The 19,377-nt window shown below is 35.8% G+C and carries 24 protein-coding genes; 21 read left to right on the top strand and 3 right to left on the bottom strand.

The annotated features are described in order from the left end of the window. Positions 1-29: 29 nt before the first annotated feature. The 3 genes from QUF94_RS24085 to QUF94_RS24075 all read left to right on the top strand — a co-directional run bounded on the left by QUF94_RS24085 (position 30) and on the right by QUF94_RS24075 (position 4,055). A complete protein-coding gene (locus QUF94_RS24085; RefSeq protein WP_289318065.1) occupies positions 30-989 on the top strand; it encodes an L-threonine 3-dehydrogenase in 960 nt (319 codons plus the stop codon). A 390-nt stretch (positions 990-1,379) separates the two neighbouring features. After that, on the top strand, positions 1,380-2,783 hold the full coding sequence (locus QUF94_RS24080; RefSeq protein WP_289318064.1) for an amino acid permease: 1,404 nt from the start codon (positions 1,380-1,382) through the stop codon (positions 2,781-2,783). 363 nt (positions 2,784-3,146) lie between these two features. Further along, positions 3,147-4,055, top strand: a complete 909-nt coding sequence (locus tag QUF94_RS24075; protein ID WP_289318063.1) for a PhzF family isomerase — start codon at positions 3,147-3,149, stop codon at positions 4,053-4,055. A gap of 74 nt (positions 4,056-4,129) precedes the next feature. Here the strand turns inward: QUF94_RS24075 and QUF94_RS24070 are convergent, their stop codons facing one another. Together QUF94_RS24070 and QUF94_RS24065 are read right to left on the bottom strand one after the other, a co-directional pair. Then, entirely contained in the window at positions 4,130-4,846 is a 717-nt protein-coding gene (locus tag QUF94_RS24070) for a vanadium-dependent haloperoxidase (RefSeq protein WP_289318062.1), read from the bottom strand. Positions 4,847-5,245: 399 nt separating this feature from the next. Further along, positions 5,246-6,634, bottom strand: coding sequence for an aminotransferase-like domain-containing protein (locus QUF94_RS24065; protein ID WP_289318061.1), 1,389 nt, complete (start codon positions 6,632-6,634; stop codon positions 5,246-5,248). Between QUF94_RS24065 and QUF94_RS24060 the strand changes: the two genes are divergently transcribed. From QUF94_RS24060 to QUF94_RS24035, 6 genes are all read left to right on the top strand, one after another. Further along, the gene (locus tag QUF94_RS24060; RefSeq protein WP_289318494.1) at positions 6,612-6,800 is read left to right on the top strand and encodes a hypothetical protein; all 189 of its coding nucleotides are present in this window, start codon (positions 6,612-6,614) and stop codon (positions 6,798-6,800) included. The two genes, QUF94_RS24065 and QUF94_RS24060, sit on opposite strands and share 23 nt — an antisense overlap. Positions 6,801-6,897: 97 nt before the next feature. Beyond that, a complete protein-coding gene (gene azlC / locus QUF94_RS24055; protein WP_289318060.1) occupies positions 6,898-7,611 on the top strand; it encodes an azaleucine resistance protein AzlC in 714 nt (237 codons plus the stop codon). Further along, positions 7,608-7,940 carry a branched-chain amino acid transporter permease gene (locus tag QUF94_RS24050; protein WP_289318059.1) on the top strand — a complete coding sequence of 111 codons (333 nt, stop codon included), beginning with the start codon at positions 7,608-7,610 and terminating at the stop codon, positions 7,938-7,940. The genes azlC and QUF94_RS24050 overlap by 4 nt, the downstream gene beginning before the upstream one ends. Before the next feature lie 92 nt (positions 7,941-8,032). Next, complete coding sequence (locus tag QUF94_RS24045) at positions 8,033-8,488, top strand: PaaI family thioesterase (RefSeq protein ID WP_483313672.1); 456 nt, start codon at positions 8,033-8,035, stop codon at positions 8,486-8,488. 146 nt (positions 8,489-8,634) lie between these two features. Then, positions 8,635-9,123 (top strand): GNAT family N-acetyltransferase, encoded by a 489-nt coding sequence (locus QUF94_RS24040; protein WP_289318057.1) that lies wholly within the window; start codon positions 8,635-8,637, stop codon positions 9,121-9,123. A gap of 169 nt (positions 9,124-9,292) precedes the next feature. Further along, positions 9,293-9,700: a YbaN family protein gene (locus QUF94_RS24035; RefSeq protein ID WP_289318056.1), complete on the top strand. Its 408-nt coding sequence runs from the start codon at positions 9,293-9,295 to the stop codon at positions 9,698-9,700. A gap of 110 nt (positions 9,701-9,810) precedes the next feature. Here QUF94_RS24035 and QUF94_RS24030 read toward each other — a convergent pair whose 3' ends face one another. After that, positions 9,811-10,455 (bottom strand): YczE/YyaS/YitT family protein, encoded by a 645-nt coding sequence (locus QUF94_RS24030; RefSeq protein WP_289318055.1) that lies wholly within the window; start codon positions 10,453-10,455, stop codon positions 9,811-9,813. 116 nt (positions 10,456-10,571) lie between these two features. Between QUF94_RS24030 and QUF94_RS24025 the strand changes: the two genes are divergently transcribed. From QUF94_RS24025 to QUF94_RS23970, 12 genes are all read left to right on the top strand, one after another. Next, positions 10,572-11,024, top strand: coding sequence for a MarR family winged helix-turn-helix transcriptional regulator (locus QUF94_RS24025; protein ID WP_289318054.1), 453 nt, complete (start codon positions 10,572-10,574; stop codon positions 11,022-11,024). A gap of 25 nt (positions 11,025-11,049) precedes the next feature. Beyond that, complete coding sequence (gene paiA, locus QUF94_RS24020) at positions 11,050-11,568, top strand: spermidine/spermine N(1)-acetyltransferase (protein WP_289318053.1); 519 nt, start codon at positions 11,050-11,052, stop codon at positions 11,566-11,568. Positions 11,569-11,591: 23 nt separating this feature from the next. Beyond that, positions 11,592-12,215: an FMN-binding negative transcriptional regulator gene (locus tag QUF94_RS24015; RefSeq protein WP_289318052.1), complete on the top strand. Its 624-nt coding sequence runs from the start codon at positions 11,592-11,594 to the stop codon at positions 12,213-12,215. A 310-nt stretch (positions 12,216-12,525) separates the two neighbouring features. Next, a complete protein-coding gene (locus QUF94_RS24010) occupies positions 12,526-12,969 on the top strand; it encodes a MarR family winged helix-turn-helix transcriptional regulator (protein WP_289318051.1) in 444 nt (147 codons plus the stop codon). Between the two features lies 1 nt (position 12,970). Continuing rightward, the gene (locus QUF94_RS24005; RefSeq protein WP_289318050.1) at positions 12,971-14,047 is read left to right on the top strand and encodes a threonine aldolase family protein; all 1,077 of its coding nucleotides are present in this window, start codon (positions 12,971-12,973) and stop codon (positions 14,045-14,047) included. Then, complete coding sequence (locus QUF94_RS24000; RefSeq protein ID WP_289318049.1) at positions 14,016-14,216, top strand: alanine--tRNA ligase-related protein; 201 nt, start codon at positions 14,016-14,018, stop codon at positions 14,214-14,216. Before QUF94_RS24005 ends, QUF94_RS24000 begins: the two co-directional genes overlap by 32 nt. 85 nt (positions 14,217-14,301) lie before the next feature. After that, positions 14,302-14,736, top strand: a complete 435-nt coding sequence (locus QUF94_RS23995; RefSeq protein ID WP_289318048.1) for an alanyl-tRNA editing protein — start codon at positions 14,302-14,304, stop codon at positions 14,734-14,736. 303 nt (positions 14,737-15,039) lie between these two features. After that, positions 15,040-15,333: an RNA polymerase alpha subunit C-terminal domain-containing protein gene (locus tag QUF94_RS23990; protein WP_289318047.1), complete on the top strand. Its 294-nt coding sequence runs from the start codon at positions 15,040-15,042 to the stop codon at positions 15,331-15,333. Positions 15,334-15,497: 164 nt separating this feature from the next. Beyond that, positions 15,498-16,418: a type I pantothenate kinase gene (gene coaA, locus QUF94_RS23985; protein ID WP_289318046.1), complete on the top strand. Its 921-nt coding sequence runs from the start codon at positions 15,498-15,500 to the stop codon at positions 16,416-16,418. 329 nt (positions 16,419-16,747) lie between these two features. Beyond that, positions 16,748-17,545, top strand: coding sequence for a fumarylacetoacetate hydrolase family protein (locus QUF94_RS23980; RefSeq protein WP_289318045.1), 798 nt, complete (start codon positions 16,748-16,750; stop codon positions 17,543-17,545). 581 nt (positions 17,546-18,126) lie between these two features. Next, positions 18,127-18,753 carry a GyrI-like domain-containing protein gene (locus QUF94_RS23975; RefSeq protein WP_289318044.1) on the top strand — a complete coding sequence of 209 codons (627 nt, stop codon included), beginning with the start codon at positions 18,127-18,129 and terminating at the stop codon, positions 18,751-18,753. 118 nt (positions 18,754-18,871) lie between these two features. After that, complete coding sequence (locus tag QUF94_RS23970) at positions 18,872-19,333, top strand: GNAT family N-acetyltransferase (protein WP_289318043.1); 462 nt, start codon at positions 18,872-18,874, stop codon at positions 19,331-19,333. Positions 19,334-19,377 lie beyond the last annotated feature (44 nt).

The raw sequence follows: 19,377 nt of genomic DNA, 5'->3' as shown, positions 1-19,377 counted from the left end.
GGAAAGAGAGAAAAAGGGGAGGGATTTTGATGAAAAAGGTCTTGGTAACGGGGGCTTTAGGTCAAATAGGTTCAGAACTTACGCTGAAAATGAGAGAGATTTATGGATCTGACAATATCATTGCAACAGATATTCGGAAAACGGACAGCGATGTTGTCCAATCAGGTCCATTCGAGACTTTAGATGTTACAGATGAAAAAGCGATGTTTAATATGGCAAAAAAACATGAAGTGGATACGATCATACATTTAGCTGCTTTATTGTCAGCAACAGCTGAAAAGAAGCCTCTTTTAGCTTGGCATTTAAACATGGGCGGATTGGTCAACGCTTTGGAATCGGCACGGGAACTTGATTGCCAATTATTTACACCGAGTTCAATTGGTGCGTTTGGTCCAAGCACACCTAAGGATTGGACACCGCAAGACATCATTCAACGACCGAATACGATGTACGGAGTTAATAAGGTATCAGGGGAGTTATTATGTGATTATTACCATCATAAATTTGGGGTTGATACGAGGGGTCTTCGATTCCCGGGATTGATTTCATATGTTACACCTCCTGGCGGGGGAACAACCGATTATGCAGTTGAAATTTACTATGAAGCGATTAAAAACAAGCGATATACTTCTTACATTGATAAGGGAACGTATATGGATATGATGTATATGCCTGACGCTTTAGCTGCCATCATTAACCTAATGGAGGCCGATGCCTCAAAATTAAAACATCGGAATTCTTTCAATGTGTCTGCAATGAGCTTTGATCCGGAGCAAATTGCAGCCGAGATAAAAAGGCATATTCCGGAATTTGTCATGAATTATGACGTAGATCCAGTAAGACAATCGATTGCCGATAGTTGGCCAAATACAATAGATTCAACCTGTGCAAAAGAAGAGTGGGGATTTAAGGCGGATTATGATTTGGAAAAAATGACGAATGATATGTTGGTGAAGCTGAAATTAAGGTCACTTTTAGTAACCGCATAAATATATCTGCTAGTAGCCGAATAAAAGAGTTGTAATACTCTTTTATTCGAGTTACTATATTCAGATAACGTTAAAGGGTTTCACTTTTAAAACCAATAAAAAGTAAGCGCTTTCCATGCGAGTGGGTTGATTAGGTTAAATGCTTGGTTTCAAATTTCTTATGATACTTGATACAGCATTAACTTGAAATCCACGATCTGGAATTACGTTATAATTTTTAAGAATCTTATTAACTGTCAGGATTGCTTAAATTAGAAGTGAAGAATGATTTTATGGGGCAGCTTTATGATAGTGAAAAGTGGAGCCTGCTATATCATTTCTGTACTAAATAGGGAGAGCAATAAACATCTTGCATCAGAATCGACTATTAGTAGTGTAGGGGGAAATGGAATGGCAAACAAAGATTTGAATAGGGAGTTAAAAGGCCGTCATATTCAGATGATCGCTTTGGGCGGTACGATTGGTGTTGGTTTATTCATGGGTTCAGCCAGCACGATTCAATGGACAGGTCCTTCTGTAATGTTAGCTTATGCAATCTCAGGGTTATTTATATTTTTAATTATGCGTGCAATGGGGGAAATGTTGTATTTAGAACCAAGTACAGGCTCGTTTGCAACATTTGGCTATAAGTACATTCATCCATTGGCAGGGTATATGACTGCATGGAGTAACTGGTTCCAGTGGGTTATTGTCGGGATGGCTGAAATAATTGCAGTTGGGACATACATGCAGTATTGGTTCCCTGATCTTCCTGCGTGGATACCAGGTTTAATCGCAATGGTGATTCTTGGAGCAGCGAACTTAATTTCCGTTAAATCCTTTGGTGAAATTGAATTTTGGTTTGCACTGATTAAAATCATAACGATTATATTAATGATCGTTGCAGGATTTGGACTTATTTTCTTTGGCATCGGTAACGGAGGAGAAGCATTAGGGTTATCGAATCTTTGGGAACATGGTGGATGGTTTACGGGCGGTTGGAAAGGGTTCTTCTTTGCTCTTTCATTAGTCGTTGCAGCTTATCAAGGTGTAGAACTAATTGGGATTACAGCTGGTGAAGCAAAAGATCCGCAAAACACGATAACTAAAGCGATTCAAAGTACCATTTGGCGTATCTTAATCTTCTATATCGGTGCGATTTTCATTATTGTAACCGTTTACCCTTGGGATCAATTAAGCACGATCGGCAGCCCATTTGTTGCGACTTTTGCGAAAGTTGGTATTACAGCAGCAGCTGGAATCATTAATTTTGTCGTAATCACGGCTGCTATGTCTGGCTGCAATAGTGGTATTTACAGTGCAGGCCGTATGCTTTATACATTAGGTATGAATGGACAAGCGCCAAAATTCTTTGCGAAAGTATCTAATAGCGGTGTCCCATTATTCGGTACGTTCGGAGTGATAGTCGGGTTAGCTATTGGCGTTGTCTTGAGTTATATTGCACCAGAAAATTTATTCGTACATGTATACAGTGCGAGTGTACTTCCTGGTATGATTCCGTGGTTTGTCATTCTGATCAGCCAAATTAAATTCAGAAAAGTAAAAAAAGCCGAGATGGACAATCATCCATTCAAAATGCCATTTGCACCTGTTACAAACTACCTGACCATCGCTTTCTTGATTATGGTGTTAATCGGCATGTGGTTCAATGATGACACACGGATGTCGCTTATGGTAGGAATAGGTTTTCTAGGTATCGTTGTAATTAGTTTTTACGCTTTTGGAATAGGTAAACGTGGACAAGCTGATGCTCAGACAGATGCTCAGACTGAAGATAAAGTGATTAACCTATAATTCACTTTTGATTTTTCTAAGCGAAGTTTGTTTTGTTGCATTGATAAGAAAATCAAAGTAAAAAATGAGGGTTGCTGCGGCAGCCCTTTTCTAATGGATTAATTAATTAGTCCTTAACCCAATTTGATTTTTTAGGTTATTTATCAAACAAACAGATTCGTAGCTTTATTTTGTTATGGTCTTCATTTTTTTTCCTGTTTTGATATTTGTTTTATGACAAAAGGGTACATCCCGATGTAATTGTTGCTGCATGTTTGAACTCCATCAAGCATTTTATGGAAGCAACGGGGGAACTTTTAATATAATAAGAATTAAAGATAGTGAAAGGACAAGAATTTGAAGATATTAAAGGTGGGAAATGACATGGCAAGAAAATACCGATTATATCAAATTGATTCATTTACGAAAGAAAAATTATCAGGTAATCCGGCTGGTGTAATAACAAATGCAGATGGCTTATCTTCGGGTGAGATGCAGAGGATTGCAAGAGAGCTTAACAATTCGGAAACGGCATTTATCTTTAGATCAGACAATAGTGAATCTGATGTACATATTCGTTTTTTTACGCCTACACATGAGGTTCCCATCTGTGGACATGCGACGATTGCGGCCCACTATGCTCGTGCAGTTGAAAATAGTTTAAATACAGTTAAAGTTTATCATAAAACCGGTGCCGGCATTTTACCAGTCGATGTGATTAATGAAGATAATGATTACAAAATTATAATGACGCAGGGTAGTATTAGTTTTGAAACGGTGATTGATGGTGTAGCTTTGGAAAACATATTAACGGCTCTCAATATTAGTGAAAATGATTTATTAGAAGATTGTCCAGTACAAATCGTTTCTACCGGGCATTCCAAGGTGATGATTGGAATTAAGAGTTCGGAACTTCTTCACCAATTAAACCCTAATATGGATCTACTTACAAAAGTCAGTGGATTAATTAATTGCAATGGTTTCTATGTTTTTACGATGAATGCTCCCGACTCGGAAATTTTAATTCATGGAAGAATGTTTGCTCCTGCAATTGGTATTAATGAAGACCCTGTTACGGGTAATGCGAACGGTCCTTTAGGCGCATACTTAATACAGCATGGACTTGTCAAACATGATAATTCTTTATTCAGTTTTAAAGCAGTGCAGGGCGAAGCTATAAAACGGGCGGGTATCATTGATGTTCAAGTGAAAATTTGTAATCAGGAGCCAGAGGAAGTAAGGATTGCGGGAAATGCTGTAATCGTGTTTAAGTCCGAGTTATTACTTGATTAGCCATTCAAGCTGCAGTAGCTTAAAATCGAAGTTGTTATATGGTTCAGGTTAATTTAACCTGAACCATATAAATATTATTGAAGCGTATTTAGATTTTGTGTCCTTAATAAACTTACAACTACCTCTCCAATTTGTCTGCCTAAACTTAAGCCTTCAATGTTATCGACATTAAAATGTACGCCAGCGTACAAACGGGATTGAGCACTTTCTTCCATTACTTTTTTTATTTCGAATGACTCTCGAGGGAAAATATAACTTAATATTGCCTCTGCACATCCCGCCACAGTAGCGTGTGCAGAAGGATAAGCTGGAAAACGAGGGGTAAACAATACAGTAGAAAGATTTCTGCCATATTGATTTGGACGTGCAACATCCCAATGATATTTAAAAAACCAGGTTATAACAAATGCATCATTCATAGCAGCGTGGAAATATCCCTGCACCCTGGCAACACTCGGTGATCCCAGCTTATACTTTTTAGCTAACCTGAAAATTATGGTGGTGATTTTCTCGGTTAATTCACCTGTTCCCCAATATTGTGCGATATGTATTTGCTGAGGAGTCAATGAATTTAATGTCTGCTCTACAATCAATAACTCAGTTTCCCAATCAATACCTTCAGGATTTTTAATTCTCCAATTAATACGTTGATGAAAAGGGTCTAGGAAATCATTATCTCTTCCCCTTGAAATAAAAAACATCGGCCCAAATCCTGCCTCTGGAGAACCTTTAGGTGGGATACTCTCCCCTGCATAAGGATACTCTGTCCATCTTCTGTAATTTGTTGGCATAAAGACCACCCCTTAATAAAAGTTCTCCTTGTTCCTTATGATTAAGAGTAATTAAATATGAGCATTTATTGCCCTCATATCTATTAGGGAAAAATTTCAAAAACATATATTTATTAAGACAACCAGTTATAGATCCGTTATTTGAAGATTCTTATGGGATTTTAATTGTTACTAAGATAAAAAAGGTTGAATGATTAATACGTTATTACAATTAATTTTCTTCCTTCACTAAGCTTTAAAAAGGAAGGTTGCTGAGGCAGCCTTTTTCTTATGGAGCTAACGGGGCAGAATGGTTCATAAATAAAATCATATTAAAAAGGATTATTAAGTTCAGGACAATTTTTTATAATTGAAGAGCCGACACCTTCAGGATATTGGTGTCGGCTATAAACTGATGCATCAGTCGAGATACTGTTTTAATATTCCTAATCCTATTTTTAACTCATCAAATGAGTTTGTAGAAGAAAGTGCAATACGCAAATACATATCAGGGGTGGTCTGCCCGCTTTGAAAACGATTGGAATGAAAAACTCGAATACCGCGCCTTTTCAAATCCGATTCCAGCTGTAACGCATCGTTATGTCCTTTAATTGGAAGCCAACGATAAAGACTGAGAGGATGTCCAACATCCTTTCTTAAAGGAAAATATTCCGAATAAATATCATTTGCAGTTTGTGCAAGCTGTTTCTTTCGAGAAACAATTTCATGAGCCTTTCCTGATAGGATAAGCTCTGTGATAATCTCTGCATCAAAAGAAGAGGTCTTTACATTTATGTTAAAAATGGCCTGGGGAATTTTCTCGCGAAATGCATCCCCATAGACCATATAGGCAACTCTTAATCCAGAACATATTGACTTAGAGGTTCCACAAATATAAACGCTCTGTCCTGGAAGTAAATGGAACATCGGCTGCCGGTAATCGGAGATAATGCCTGCCGTCAAAAATGCGTGAATATCATCCTCAATCAAAATTAAACGATGCTTGCGGATGACCGCAGCCAATTCTTGCTTTCGAATATCTGACATCATGATTGTGGTTGGATTGTTGCAAGAGGGCATTAGAAAAATGCCGTCAATATTTATTTGACAACACTGCTTTTCAAGTTCGTCCGGCAGCATTCCAAACTGGTCTCCGGGAATGGGCACTAACTTAATATGGAACATCTTTGCCAACTCGATAAAGTTTGAATATGTGTATAAGTCTGTTGCAATTCTATTGCCAGGCTCAAACAAAGCAGCCAAGGCAATGGCCAATGCATTTTGGGCACCTGAAACGATTGCTATATGATCTTGATCCGCGTGAATGCCGAAAGATTCCATCCAGTTTATAGCTGCTGTTTTTTGATGTGGAATACCAGTCGGATCGTTGTAATTCAGTAGCTGCTCCAAATAACTTTTGTTCACCGTTTTTTGAATAGTTTCTGTAACAATATCATTGGTTTGCTCAAAAGATGCCACAAAACCAAGATCAATGCTGTTTGCCGTTTTATCCGCGGAAATGGTTATAGAACGAGTGGCATTAGGAGCTACAAAGGTTCCGCTTCCCGTAACGGCATATATTAATCCCTTTACCTCGCATATTTTGTAGGCACGGGTAATCGTGGTGAAGTTTAAGTCAAGAAAATCTGCCAATTCTCGTTGCGGAGGTAACTTTGTTCCAGGTGCTAAAAAACCATTTGTTATATCTTGTTCAAGTAATGATGCAAGAGATTTATAAAAAGGACGCTTTAATGCTTTCTTATCAGGTTTCCAAGACATTGGATAATTGTCAAATGAATTTACTGGCATACTGCACCTCTACTATCGTATTCCATACAATAATATCATTATTGTACGGAATTATAATGATAAAATGTATGGTTTGAAAAATGTGAATCTAGAAGAGCCCATATTGCATAAAGAAGAAGTAGAACAAATAAAGCCCCCATTTCATCAAGATGGGGGCTTTTATTAATTTGAAGATAATTGTAATCCATACAATTATCTTATTTTTTGTATGGATTTTGTATGTTAAATTTAGTATCAAATTAGTAGTTCAGGATGTGGATCATATGAAAAAAAGAAAACAAATATGGATGGCATTTCGTTCGGCTTTTCCATATACAGTCCCCATTTTTGCAGGGTTTTTATTTTTGGGAATAGCTTATGGAATCTATATGAATTCATTAGGTTTCAGTGCGATTTACCCGATCTTGATGAGTCTAACAATATTTGCAGGATCAATGGAGTTTATTGCAGCCAATTTATTGCTTGTCGCATTCAATCCGATTAACGCCCTTTTTCTAACTTTAATGGTGAATGCACGACATTTGTTTTATGGCATTTCCATGCTTGATAAGTATAGAGGGACCGGGAAGAAAAAGCTGTATCTGATTTATGGGCTTTGCGATGAGTCTTTTTCCATCAATTGTACGGTTGATGTTCCGCAGAATGTAGACAAGGGCTGGTTTATGACATTTGTAACACTGCTTAATCATGTCTATTGGGTCATAGGAGCAGCGATAGGTGGCATTTTTGGATCACTTGTCAAGTTCAACACAGAAGGACTCGATTTTGTTATGACTGCTCTCTTTGTGGTAATTTTCATTGAACAGTGGATGAAAGAGAAAAACCATCATAGTGCTCTCGCAGGGCTTGGGCTGTCAGCTGTCTGCCTTATTATTTTTGGTGGAAACAATTTCATCATCCCTGCTATGTTTGCAATTTTAGGGGTACTCACCTTACTTAGAAAGCCATTAGAGAAAGTTGAGGTCAAGACCATATGACAATGGATTTAACACAGCAAATCATTACGATTGCGATGGTTGTTTTAGGCACAATGCTTACAAGGTTTCTTCCATTCATCGTTTTCCCATCCGGTAAACCCACACCGAAGTATGTTCAGTATCTCGGTAAAATACTGCCATCCGCGGTAATTGGGCTTTTGGTCATTTATTGTTTAAAGGATGTGAGCATACAATCCGGAAGTCACGGCATCCCTGAATTTATTGCGGTGGCTGTAGTTGCCCTGCTTCACTTTTGGAAGAAAATGATGCTCCTTTCCATAGCAGGGGGAACGATTGTCTACATGATGTTGGTTCAATTGGTTTTTTAAAAATCATATTGGTACTGACTTGTTTCATCTCGCATTTCCATTTTTATTTCAATGGTGGTGGGTAAAATATTCAATCAAAGGGGTAGGTAATGGTGAAAAAGAAAATGGATGAGTATCACATTTATGAAAAACACTATGAACAAATTCATGAGCAAGTAAAAAACGATCCGTATGCTCAGTCTTTAGGTATTCAGTTAACAAAATTCGAGGCAGGTACTGCAGAAGCAACGTTAGAAGTGCAAAGCCATATGGTAAATGCATATGGAACTGTACACGGGGCAGTTATTTATGCTTTAGCAGATCATGCTTTTTCGGTAGCCTGTAATGCATATGGAAAAACATCCTTAGGACTCTCGACAACAATCCAGTTTATTGAATCAGCTAAACCCGGAGATAAGATAGTAGCCCGTGCAACGGAAGTTAAACGAAACTATCGGACAGGATTTTATCGAATAGACGTTTTGCATGAGCAAAACCTGATAGCAACCATGGAGGCAGTGTCATATCGTAAGGATCATTATTTTATTGAACTTGATGAACAAGATTAAGTAGTCTAATAGTTATTGATCAGAGCTGTCTTTAAGGCAGCTTTTTCTTTATGCAACTATCGGGGCGTTAGTTCAAGAAGGACAAATGAAATCCATGTAGTAATAAATTAAGTGAGAATTTAATTAATTGTAAAAGAGGTATAACAATGACTGTTTCATTAAACCCCATTTCCAATGATGAAAAGCATATTCTTCAGAATTTATATTCCCTTTATTTACATGACCTTTCAGAGTATACCGATGGTTTAGACATATCAACAGATGGTTCATTTGAATTTGATTCATTTGAATTAATTTGGAAGGAAGAAGGGGTAACACCATATTTTTTAAAAAAAGATAAGACAATTGTAGGGTTTTTATTACTTTTAGAAAGGCCATTTTTAAAAAAGGACTGTGATTACAGTATTAATGATATTTTTATGTTGAAAAAATATAGAAGAAAAGGTATTGCCATTTCATTATTAAAGGAATTGTTTAAACAAAAAAAGGGTAGTTACTATATTGTTGAATTAGCTAAGAATATTCCTGCTGTTATATTTTGGAGAAGGGTTTTTAGTGCGCTGAATATAGAGTTTGAAGAAAAAAAGAAAATTGTCGATGATGAAGAATGTTTGGTTCAATCCTTCCGAATTTAAATGAGATTATTAAACTATCGGGTGCGTTAGCTGAAGATCGGAGCTGTTTTAAAGTCAGTTCTTTCTTTATGCAACAAACGGCAGGTTAGTTCAAGAAGAAAAAGGGAAGTTACTTGAATCAATTATACTTCCTCTTTACGTTATAAGGGAATAGAATATAAATAAAAAGGTGATTACAATTAAAAAGGTAAAAAGTATCCTATTTTTTCTTCTTGGATTCATATCTCTTGTGATTGGTATTGCAGGGACTGTGTTACCAGTTCTGCCGGGCGGTCCGTTTTACTTATTTGCTGCTTTTTGCTTTGCTAAAAGTTCCAAGTCGATTGAAAACTGGTTCAAAAGCACCTCATTATATGAAAAGTACGTTGAAGCATTCCTGCAAAAAAAAGGTATGACTCGAAAAGAGAAAATCCGAATCAATTTAATTGCCGACTTCTTCATCGTAATTTCTGTATTTTATGTGGACATCCTATTAGTGAAAATCTTATTGGTAGTGCTCGCCCTCTACAAACATTATTATTTCATTAAAAAAATTAAGACAATTGACCGAAAAAGTAAGAAACAAAGCGCTTTTTGAAAATCCTCTTTAAGTAACGGGTCCTTACATCAAGAGAGTTGCTGCGGCAGCTCTTTTTCTATGGAGCTAAAATGGGGCAGGATAGTTGAACAAGAAAAATAAAAAGCATTCTATATTGAATGCTTTTTATTTTTATCATAATTTGGTGATGTACTAGAGTGTGTTAATATCCGGTCTAATACTTTTTCAGTAAATGACATAAAGTAATTAAGTATTAGCCCCCCTAAACAGACGGTTAATAAAGTTCCAATGCCAATTGGTCCATTTAAAATCATTGCCATTATCAAGAATACGAGGTAAATGAATGTTCTCGAAAAAAATATATTTGTTCTAGTTAATTCTTGTATGATTAATGTTAACCGGTCAACTGGAATCGGTGCAAAATTTGTGTGTAAATATGTTGCAGTTCCTAATCCTATAAAAACTAAGCCGATTCCAAAACAAACAACTTTGCTGTACCATAGTTCAGGTGTTATCAAATTGTGCAATAAAAAAAGCCACGTATCAATACCAATACCTGTTATAAATGCTGTTAACAACCCCAAAACTTCTGGTCTTTGTCTTTTTAAAAATGAATTACAACATATCAATATTAATGCTATTATTATTTCCCAACTACCCACAGTAAGCCCCACATTTATGGACAGTCCTACTAAAAGTGCATCAAAAGGGGAAGTTCCAAGGTCTGATTGTATAGTGAAAGAAATACCAAGCGTTAATATTAAAATTCCTAATACATAAAAAATATACTTCACTTTACTCGACCCCTTTATCATTATTTTTTTGTTGCAAACGCAACAAAATTAAGTTAAATTTAATATATGCCTATTTTATTGCATTTGCAACAAAAATATGTACTAAGGAGTTAATTATGAAGGAAATTCTTCGTGAAATAGGAATGATTGCAAGGGCATTGGATTCTATAAGTAATATAGAATTTAAAGAGCATGACCTTACAAAAGGGCAGTATTTGTACCTTGTGCGAATATGTGAAAACCCGGGAATCATTCAAGAAAAGTTAGCTGAGATGATAAAAGTAGATCGAACAACAGCAGCTCGTGCAATAAAAAAACTTGAAATTGATGGCTTTATTGAAAAGAAAGAAGATAAACATAACAAAAAAATTAAAAAACTCTCTCCAACAGAGAAAGGGAAAAATGTTTATCCTTTTATAAAAAGAGAAAATGATTATTCCAATATCGTTGCATTAGAGGGATTTTCCGAAAGAGAAGTCGAAACCATTTTCAATCTTCTTCAAAGAGTAAGAAAAAATATAGAAAAAGACTGGGAATTTGTAAAAAAGGGAAACAAGAGAACTTATTGATTCTATAAAGGAGTGACATATTTAAATGACTTTAAATATAAAAAAATGTACCCTTGAAGATTCACGCAAACTTCAAGTAATTAGTTATGAAACATTTAATGAGACATTTAAGCATCAGAATTCACCCGAAAATATGAATGCCTATTTGGAAAGGGCATTTAACTTAAAACAATTAGAAAATGAATTATCCAATATTTCTTCGCAATTCTATTTTGTTTATTTTAATAATGAAGTGGCTGGATATTTAAAGGTCAATACCGATAATGCTCAGTCTGAAGAAATGGGTGATGAATCACTTGAAATCGAGAGGGTTTATATAAAGAAAAAATTTCAAAAACATGGGCTTGGAAAATATCTGCTAAATAAAGCTATTGAAATTGCGATGGAAGGTAAAAAAAATAAAATTTGGCTAGGTGTATGGGAAAAAAATGAAAATGCTATCACTTTTTATAAGAAACTGGGGTTTGTTCAAACTGGAGCCCACTCCTTTTATATGGGTGATGAAGAACAAATGGACCTTATAATGACCAAAACACTCACATAACTTTTTTTGAAAGGTGGATTATTATGTATATTCCAAAATATTATAAGGTCAAAAATGTTGATGAAATTTGGGGTTTTGTTCAAAAAAACTCTTTTGGCACGATTGTCACAACAGAACAAGGGAAACCGATTGCCACTCATTTGCCTTTGGGGTTAAATAAAAAAGGTGATGATTACTATATTACTGGGCATATGGCTTATGGAAATCCTCAGTGGAGAACATTTGAAACCTGTGAAGATGTGCTTGTTATGTTTCAGGGACCGAACGCTTACATTTCTTCTTCTTGGTATGGGCATGAAGAAGTTCCAACATGGAATTATCAAGCCGTCCATGTATATGGTAAAGCAAGCATTTTAGGGAAAGATGAATTAATAGAAGAATTAACAATAATGCTGGAAAAATATGAAGAAAATCGTGAAAATCCTGTTTTATGGGATAAACTTTCTCCTCATCTCTTAGAAAGTGAACTGAAAGGCATAGTTGGATTTAAGATTAAGGTGGGAGACATTCAGGCTGCTTATAAATTAAGTCAGAACCGAAATGAAACGGATTATATTAACATCATTGATAAATTACAAAATGAAGGAAATCCAGATTCGAAACAAATGGCAGAACTGATGGAAAAGAGATTAAAAAATCACATATAAGCCCAATTTTTATTCAACCCTCAGATGCAAGAATTAAAGAACGGAACAGAGCTGTCATATTGGCAACTTCTCTTCATTTGTGAAAAATTTTACTTAATATAAGAGTGCGTTAGTTCAACTAGTTTGGGGCTGCTTATCGGCAGCTCCTTTTTTGATTGCAGCAGGTGTTGCAAGCTCTAAAGTGAATTTTTTAAATTGGTCAAACTAGTGGTATCGATTGATCCTTCAAAGTTTATTGAAAAAAGTTGACAAAGTCCACTAATCACACTAAAGTATTAGTGGATAAAGTCCACTAAAAAGGATGTCTATAATGAATATAAATAAAAATACCATTGCTGATATACGGCAATTCAATAGATTTTATACGAATATACTTGGTGTATTGGATAAGCATATTTTGGATACCGGATATTCTTTCACTGAGGCACGGGTAATTTTAGAAATCGGTTTGATGGAGCAGTGTATAGCAAATAATTTAGTTGATAAACTGGAAATTGATCGCAGCTATATGAGCAGAATAATTAACAAGTTAAGTAAAGATGGACTGGTTATGAAGGAAAACTCGACCTTGGATAACAGAACTAGCCTGATTCGGTTGACTCCTGAAGGGATGACACTTTTTAACCAGCTTAATGAAAAATCCGATGAACAAATAGTGAGGTTATTCCAAGGATTATCACAAAATGAAATAAAAGAAATCCATGCTTCTATGATGTTCATTCAGAAGAAATTGGATAGTTTGGGGAGGGTATAGGATGATACGTTTTGAAAATGATTATACAGAAGGTGCTCATAAGCGAATTCTGAAACGATTAATAGAAACCAATGAAGAACAAACACCCGGGTATGGAGTGGATGAACACTGTGAAAAAGCGAGAGCTTACATTCGAAAAGAGTGTGATGCTGCGAATGCCGATATACACTTTTTAGTAGGAGGAACACAAACGAATACAACTATCATCGCTTCAATTTTGCGGCCGCATCAAGGTGCAGTGGCTGCAATTACTGGTCATATCGCAGTACATGAAACAGGAGCAATTGAAGCCACTGGTCATAAAATACTTACTTTACCGAGTGATGATGGGAAAATTGAAGCTGATCAGGTGAAAGAATTATATGATGCTCACTGGAATGATGTTACTCATGAGCATATGGTACAGCCAGGCTTGGTATATATTTCCAACCCTACAGAAAATGGAACGACTTATAGTAAAGCCGAATTGGAAGCATTAAGTAAAGTTTGCCGGGAATGTGGTTTGCCATTGGTATTGGATGGCGCTAGATTAGGGTATGGTTTGGCTTCAATAGACAGCGATTTAACCTTGGCGGATATTGCAAGGCTTTGTGATGTGTTCTATATAGGGGGAACGAAAATTGGTGCAATGTTTGGTGAAGCGGTAGTCATCATGAATGATGCCCTGAAAAAGGATTTCCGATATTTCATCAAGCAAAAGGGAGGATTACTGGCTAAAGGAAGACTTTTGGGAATTCAGTTTGAAACCTTATTTGAAGATGGCTTATACTATGAAATTTCTAATCATGCAGTGGAAATGTCAATCATGATTCGAGAAGCGTTTGTTGAAAATGGATTTTCATTACGATATGATTCTACATCGAATCAGCAGTTTCCCATTTTGCCGGAAGATGTAATTTTGGAATTAGGCAAAAAGTATTCATTCTCCTTCTGGGAAAAAGTCGATGCTACACACAGTGCTGTGAGATTTTGTACTAGTTGGGCTACGAAAAAAGAACATGTTGAAATGCTGGTAGAGGATATTAAGGCAACTAAAGGAGAAAAAAATGGCCTCGATAGAGTTATATTTAGAGAATAGTTATCTAAAAGAATGTTCGGCAAATATTGTTTCCATACAAGATCGATTTGTTGTGTTTAATCAAACGATTTTTTATCCTGGTGGCGGTGGGCAGCCTTGTGACCGAGGGGTTATTAAACAAGGTGATGAAACCTATAAAATAGTAACAGTAAAAAAAAATAGATGGTGAAATAATTCATGAACTAGAACGTCCATTACAGGACATTAATCAAACAGTAGAGATGTAAATTGACTGGTCCTGGCGGTTTCAGAATATGAAGTACCACACATTATTGCATGTCATTTCAGGTTATTTATTTCAACATTACAATGCTTTAGCTACAAGCAGTCAAATTGAAAAAGATCATGCGAGATTAGAGCTGACTTTTTCTCCTGAAATAATGGAAGAAATACCATTTGATTCATTAGAACAATCGATAAAGAAGATACTGGCACACCCCCATAATGTTTACACGAAAACAATTAGCAGGACTGAAGCAGAGCAAAAAGAAGGGTTTATTAAAACGGTCATTAATTTACTTCCAGCCTCTCTTAACCAAATTCGAATCGTTCAAATAAATGATATTGATGAGCAAGCATGTGGCGGAACCCACGTTAACAACACAAATGAAATTAAAGACTTTTCCATTATGAAGATTCAACAAAAAGGTCCCACGAAAAAAAGGATTAAAATTAAACTATTGGATTAAGTTCCACTATCCCTTCTTTTTACATCTTTAAGCACCGGACAGGGTATTTTCATTAACTGGTGCTCAATCTAATAATGAAGGTTATGCAAAAGTCGTGGCAGAGGTTAGCTGTTTAATAAAAATGAATGGTTTGTTAATATATAAGCTAAATGAAAAAGAGTATATAATTCGTGACGAATGAATTGTGCAATAGAATTATTCTTAATAGAATTTGGTCTTAAACCGACGAGAGTAAAAGGAAATTGGAGCAGATTGACGAAAGTATGGCTGGGAAATTTCTTGAGAGAAAAGGAGACATTAATAATGACAATTTCAAAAAAAACTTTAAGGACTTGCGACGAAGGACACAAATACTATAAATCCAGCGACTGTCCGACCTGCCCGGTTTGTGAGCAAGAACGCAAACCTGAAGACGGATTTCTTTCACTACTCTCGGCACCAGCCAGACGAGCATTGGAACACAATGGGGTAACCTCTTTACAACAGCTAACAAAATATAGTGAAAAAGAGATATTGAAATTTCACGGTATGGGACCAGCTTCTTTACCAAAACTAAGGGCTGCTTTGGAGACAAATGGGTTATCATTCAAAAATTAAACACAAGAATGAGTAAACTTACAGGAATGCATTTGAGCATATTTCAAGTTCTTCCTCAAGTCACAGGGGCATTACGTCAATAAGGGATTAGGAACATCGATCATTCCTGAATTTTATGGACACCCTCCTTGTTAAAACTCTAAAAAGTGAGGTAATGAAAAATCATGAGTTCCTATACTCCCTATTTTGAATTCAATCGAAAAAAGTGGGCATCTTTACGAAACCATACTCCTCTTCCTTTAACTGAAGAAGAATTGGATAACTTAAAAGGAATAAATGAAGAAATATCCATTCAGGAAGTGGAAGAGGTTTATTTGCCCTTGACCCGTTTAATTAATTTATATGTCGAAGCTTCTCAGCAGCTTAACACGGCTACATCTTCCTTTCTAAAAACTAATGCAAAAAAAGTACCGTATATCATTGGAATTGCAGGGAGTGTTGCTGTAGGAAAGAGTACGACAGCAAGGTTACTTCAGACATTATTATCTAGATGGGATAATCATAGAAACGTAGGTCTTGTCACTACAGATGGTTTTTTGTACTCAAATGATTTCTTAGAAGAAAAAGGACTGATGAAACGAAAAGGGTTTCCTGAAAGTTATGATACTCAAAAACTAATTAATGTTATCGGAGATGTAAAAGCAGGAAAAAATAAAGTGGAAGTTCCAATCTACTCACATTTGACGTACGATATTTTGCCAAATGAAATCCAGACTATCTGTAATCCAGATATTTTAATAGTGGAAGGTGTTAATGTTCTTCAAGTTGACAAAGAAAATCAAGTATTCGTCAGTGACCTTTTTGATTTTTCACTCTATGTTGATGCAGACGTACCCGACATTGAACGGTGGTATGTTGAAAGGTTTCTTCTACTTCAAAAGACAGCGTTCCAAAGGCCCGAATCGTACTTTCATCGTTACACTAATTTGTCTAAAGAAGATACCATTAATTTAGCGACTCAAATTTGGGAAGAAATTAATTTGAAAAATTTACATGAAAATATACTTCCGACAAAAGGACGGGCCAATCTAGTTTTAAAAAAAGGATCAGATCATAAGGTTGAAAATATACATTTGCGAAAATGATAATTTTAGTTAATAATAAGTCGATGCTATATCAATGAATAAGGAAACAGGTATTTGTACCGTAACTATAAATTAAAGAACAAATACGAAATAACTGTGAAGAGTTACTGGAACAAGCTTCTTCTTGACATACTCTATAGTGTTAATTAAATATAGATATAGATTGTGAAGAAATGTACTTAAAGTAAATGGTGCTTAAGTTGAAGACGGAGTTGCGACGCAGCTCTTTTTTCACGTAAAAGAACAGACATGTTACTATAGTAGAGGAGAGCCGAATTTTATATTATCTGAGGTAAGTATATCTTATTCATCAAAGGAGTTTATTCATCATGCATGTACTACAAAAAACACAAAAAATAGTTCGCTATCAGAATCAACAGGGCAAAATACATTACGGTATTGTTGAGGATGAGATGATATTACAACTGTCTAGCAGTTTTGCTGAACTTGTCAACAAGGAAATAAAGTATGACGGGGTAGAGCTGAAATATAGTGACGTGAAAATTTTGGAACCTGTAAAACCTTCTAAAGTGGTTAATTTCGGTTGGACATATGCAGGTCATGCGAAGGAAACGGGCGGAGAGGCAAACCTTGTAGAACCATTTCTATTTTTAAAGCCATTATCTTCGCTTATTCCAGACAAGGAGAATATTATACTTCCTCCAAACGAGCTAACCAACCAAGTGGAGCTTGAAGGGGAAGTGGCCCTGGTCATTGGAAAGCGCGGAAAGAACATTAAAGAAGAAGATGCGCTTGATTATGTGTTTGGTTGCACGATATTTAATGACGTCACAGCAAGAGATCTTACAAAAAAAGATCCACAGTTTACTCGGGGCAAAGGATTTGATACGTTCGGACCTTTGGGGCCGTGCATCGTTACCGGGGTAGATCCTACCAATTTGCGGATTGTGACCACTTTAAACGGCCGCGTTGTCCAAGACGGGAATACCAATGAAATGTCTCTAAGCATTCCGTATTTAATCAGCTGGCTTTCGCAGGTAATGACTCTGGAGCCAGGTGACATTTTGGCCACGGGTTCACCATCTGGCAGCTGCCCGATCAAGTCGGGGGATGAGGTCGTTGTTGAAGTCGAGAATATCGGTCGGTTGTGTAATGGTGTCCAGTAGGGCGTGCCTGCATTCTTAATAACCAAAAAAGAAAATAGTCATAAATAGATGAGCCGACTTATTTAAATTATACAGGGGCATCATCTCGCTTTGTTTGTTATTAAGATGACTCTCATGTGCAAAGTCTTATTAAACAATCAGGTGCATTAGCGAAGATCAAAGCTGTCTCTAAGGCAGCTTTTTCTTTATGCAACTTTCGGGGCAGTTTTGTGGAACAAGGAATTTCAATAAAAATTAAAAATCAAAACATCTTAAATATTTTTCACAACAGGTCTAATCTTCATCATAATAGGATATCTTATTTTGAATGATTTATTAGATAAATATCTTCCTAGTGAAGAATATGGGATATGGCCATTCGGATGTTTGTAATTGTTATATTTGATTCATATAACAATTAAAGGATTAAAAAAAGATCAATAACTCTCTTATATAATTTTTAGGATGCGATTCTTTAATTAGGAATCGCTTTTTTATTGAACTAACAAGGGCAGGTTTGTTGAAGAAGAAGGTTTATTTAGAAGGACGTTGAAGTAGTAATCAAACATAATAAAAAAATATATAGAAGGGAACAAAAACTAATGAAATACGAATGGAGAAAACAAGAGAAGAATTTATATATCCCAAAACAAAAATCTGAACTTGTAACAATTCCAGAACAGAAATTTTTTATGATAAAGGGAAAAGGAAATCCAAATGAACACGAATTCGCTGAAAAGATAGGTGTTCTTTATTCATTGGCTTATGCTGTCAGAATGATGCCGAAGCAAGGATACACTCCAGATGGATATTTTGAATATACTGTATATCCATTAGAAGGAATATGGGATTTAACAGAAGAGGGAAAGAAATTAGATACATTAAATAAAGATGAATTATTATATACTATCATGATTAGACAACCAGATTTTGTAACAAAAGAAATAGTAGAGAGAGTATTTGAAAATGTAGAAAAAAAGAAACCACATCCATTTCTAAATGATGTAAAATTCGGTACATTTCAAGATGGTTTATCTGTCCAAATGCTTCATGTAGGCCCATATGATGATGAACCTCAAAGTTTTAAATTAATGAATGAATTCATAAAAAATAATAATCTTGAAAGAACTTCATTACAACATAGAGAAATATATCTTTCAGATTTTAGAAAAGTTGAACCTGCAAACTTAAAAACTGTTTTGAGATATAAGGTTAAGCCAATAGAATAGCATACTCTCTTTACTCCTAACGTGCATATTAATATAGCAAAGATTGTGAAGGAGTGTACTTAAAGTAAAGGGGGGGGCTTTGCTTCATTATCAGGAGCTATGATTAGAGGTGAAATTTATGAAAGTACATTTGAAATGTGTTACGAGAGAAAATTGGGAAGCGGCATTAGCACTAAAAGTTAAGAAACAGCAAAATAACTTTGTACCACCAGTAGCCGTTTCACTTGCCAAAGTTTATATTAAACCAGACGGGGATAACATTGTTTATTTGCCCTTTGCCATATATGACAAAGAGATAATGGTCGGCTTTATCATGCATGCTTACGATGAAAATACGACGAATATGTATTGGATTAACGGATTCATAATTGATGAGAGTTATCAGGGTAAAGGATATGGTAGGGCGGCACTGTCTGAGATGGTTCATTGGATAGCAAATAGGTTTACCATTTGTAAAGAAATTCGTCTAACCGTATTTAAAGATAACGAAAATGCTCGTGAATTATATAAACGTTTTGGCTTTCTTCCCACAGGAGATGTCTATGGAGAAGAAGATGTGTGGTTTCTTCCTATAAAATAACTATGTTTCTTAAGGAACTACCAGTTGCGTTGGCATAAAATCAG

The organism is Peribacillus sp. NJ4, from assembly GCF_030348345.1.
GTDB lineage: Bacteria > Bacillota > Bacilli > Bacillales > DSM-1321 > Peribacillus.
The sequence above is the reverse complement of the archived record's forward strand: the minus strand, read 5'-3'. Positions and strand labels throughout refer to the sequence as shown.

Coding starts and splice junctions, on each gene's coding strand:
- QUF94_RS24050 (WP_289318059.1), top strand. CDS start 7,608: ATGACAATGGATTTAACACAGCAAATCATTACGATTGCGATGGTTGTT.
- QUF94_RS23970 (WP_289318043.1), top strand. CDS start 18,872: ATGAAAGTACATTTGAAATGTGTTACGAGAGAAAATTGGGAAGCGGCA.
- QUF94_RS24065 (WP_289318061.1), bottom strand. CDS start 6,634: ATGCCAGTAAATTCATTTGACAATTATCCAATGTCTTGGAAACCTGAT.
- QUF94_RS23995 (WP_289318048.1), top strand. CDS start 14,302: ATGAAGTACCACACATTATTGCATGTCATTTCAGGTTATTTATTTCAA.
- QUF94_RS24005 (WP_289318050.1), top strand. CDS start 12,971: ATGATACGTTTTGAAAATGATTATACAGAAGGTGCTCATAAGCGAATT.
- QUF94_RS23990 (WP_289318047.1), top strand. CDS start 15,040: ATGACAATTTCAAAAAAAACTTTAAGGACTTGCGACGAAGGACACAAA.
- QUF94_RS24075 (WP_289318063.1), top strand. CDS start 3,147: ATGGCAAGAAAATACCGATTATATCAAATTGATTCATTTACGAAAGAA.
- QUF94_RS24080 (WP_289318064.1), top strand. CDS start 1,380: ATGGCAAACAAAGATTTGAATAGGGAGTTAAAAGGCCGTCATATTCAG.
- QUF94_RS24000 (WP_289318049.1), top strand. CDS start 14,016: ATGGCCTCGATAGAGTTATATTTAGAGAATAGTTATCTAAAAGAATGT.
- QUF94_RS24070 (WP_289318062.1), bottom strand. CDS start 4,846: ATGCCAACAAATTACAGAAGATGGACAGAGTATCCTTATGCAGGGGAG.
- QUF94_RS24015 (WP_289318052.1), top strand. CDS start 11,592: ATGTATATTCCAAAATATTATAAGGTCAAAAATGTTGATGAAATTTGG.
- QUF94_RS24085 (WP_289318065.1), top strand. CDS start 30: ATGAAAAAGGTCTTGGTAACGGGGGCTTTAGGTCAAATAGGTTCAGAA.
- QUF94_RS24040 (WP_289318057.1), top strand. CDS start 8,635: ATGACTGTTTCATTAAACCCCATTTCCAATGATGAAAAGCATATTCTT.
- QUF94_RS23975 (WP_289318044.1), top strand. CDS start 18,127: ATGAAATACGAATGGAGAAAACAAGAGAAGAATTTATATATCCCAAAA.
- azlC (WP_289318060.1), top strand. CDS start 6,898: ATGAAAAAAAGAAAACAAATATGGATGGCATTTCGTTCGGCTTTTCCA.
- coaA (WP_289318046.1), top strand. CDS start 15,498: ATGAGTTCCTATACTCCCTATTTTGAATTCAATCGAAAAAAGTGGGCA.
- QUF94_RS23980 (WP_289318045.1), top strand. CDS start 16,748: ATGCATGTACTACAAAAAACACAAAAAATAGTTCGCTATCAGAATCAA.
- QUF94_RS24025 (WP_289318054.1), top strand. CDS start 10,572: ATGAAGGAAATTCTTCGTGAAATAGGAATGATTGCAAGGGCATTGGAT.
- paiA (WP_289318053.1), top strand. CDS start 11,050: ATGACTTTAAATATAAAAAAATGTACCCTTGAAGATTCACGCAAACTT.
- QUF94_RS24010 (WP_289318051.1), top strand. CDS start 12,526: ATGAATATAAATAAAAATACCATTGCTGATATACGGCAATTCAATAGA.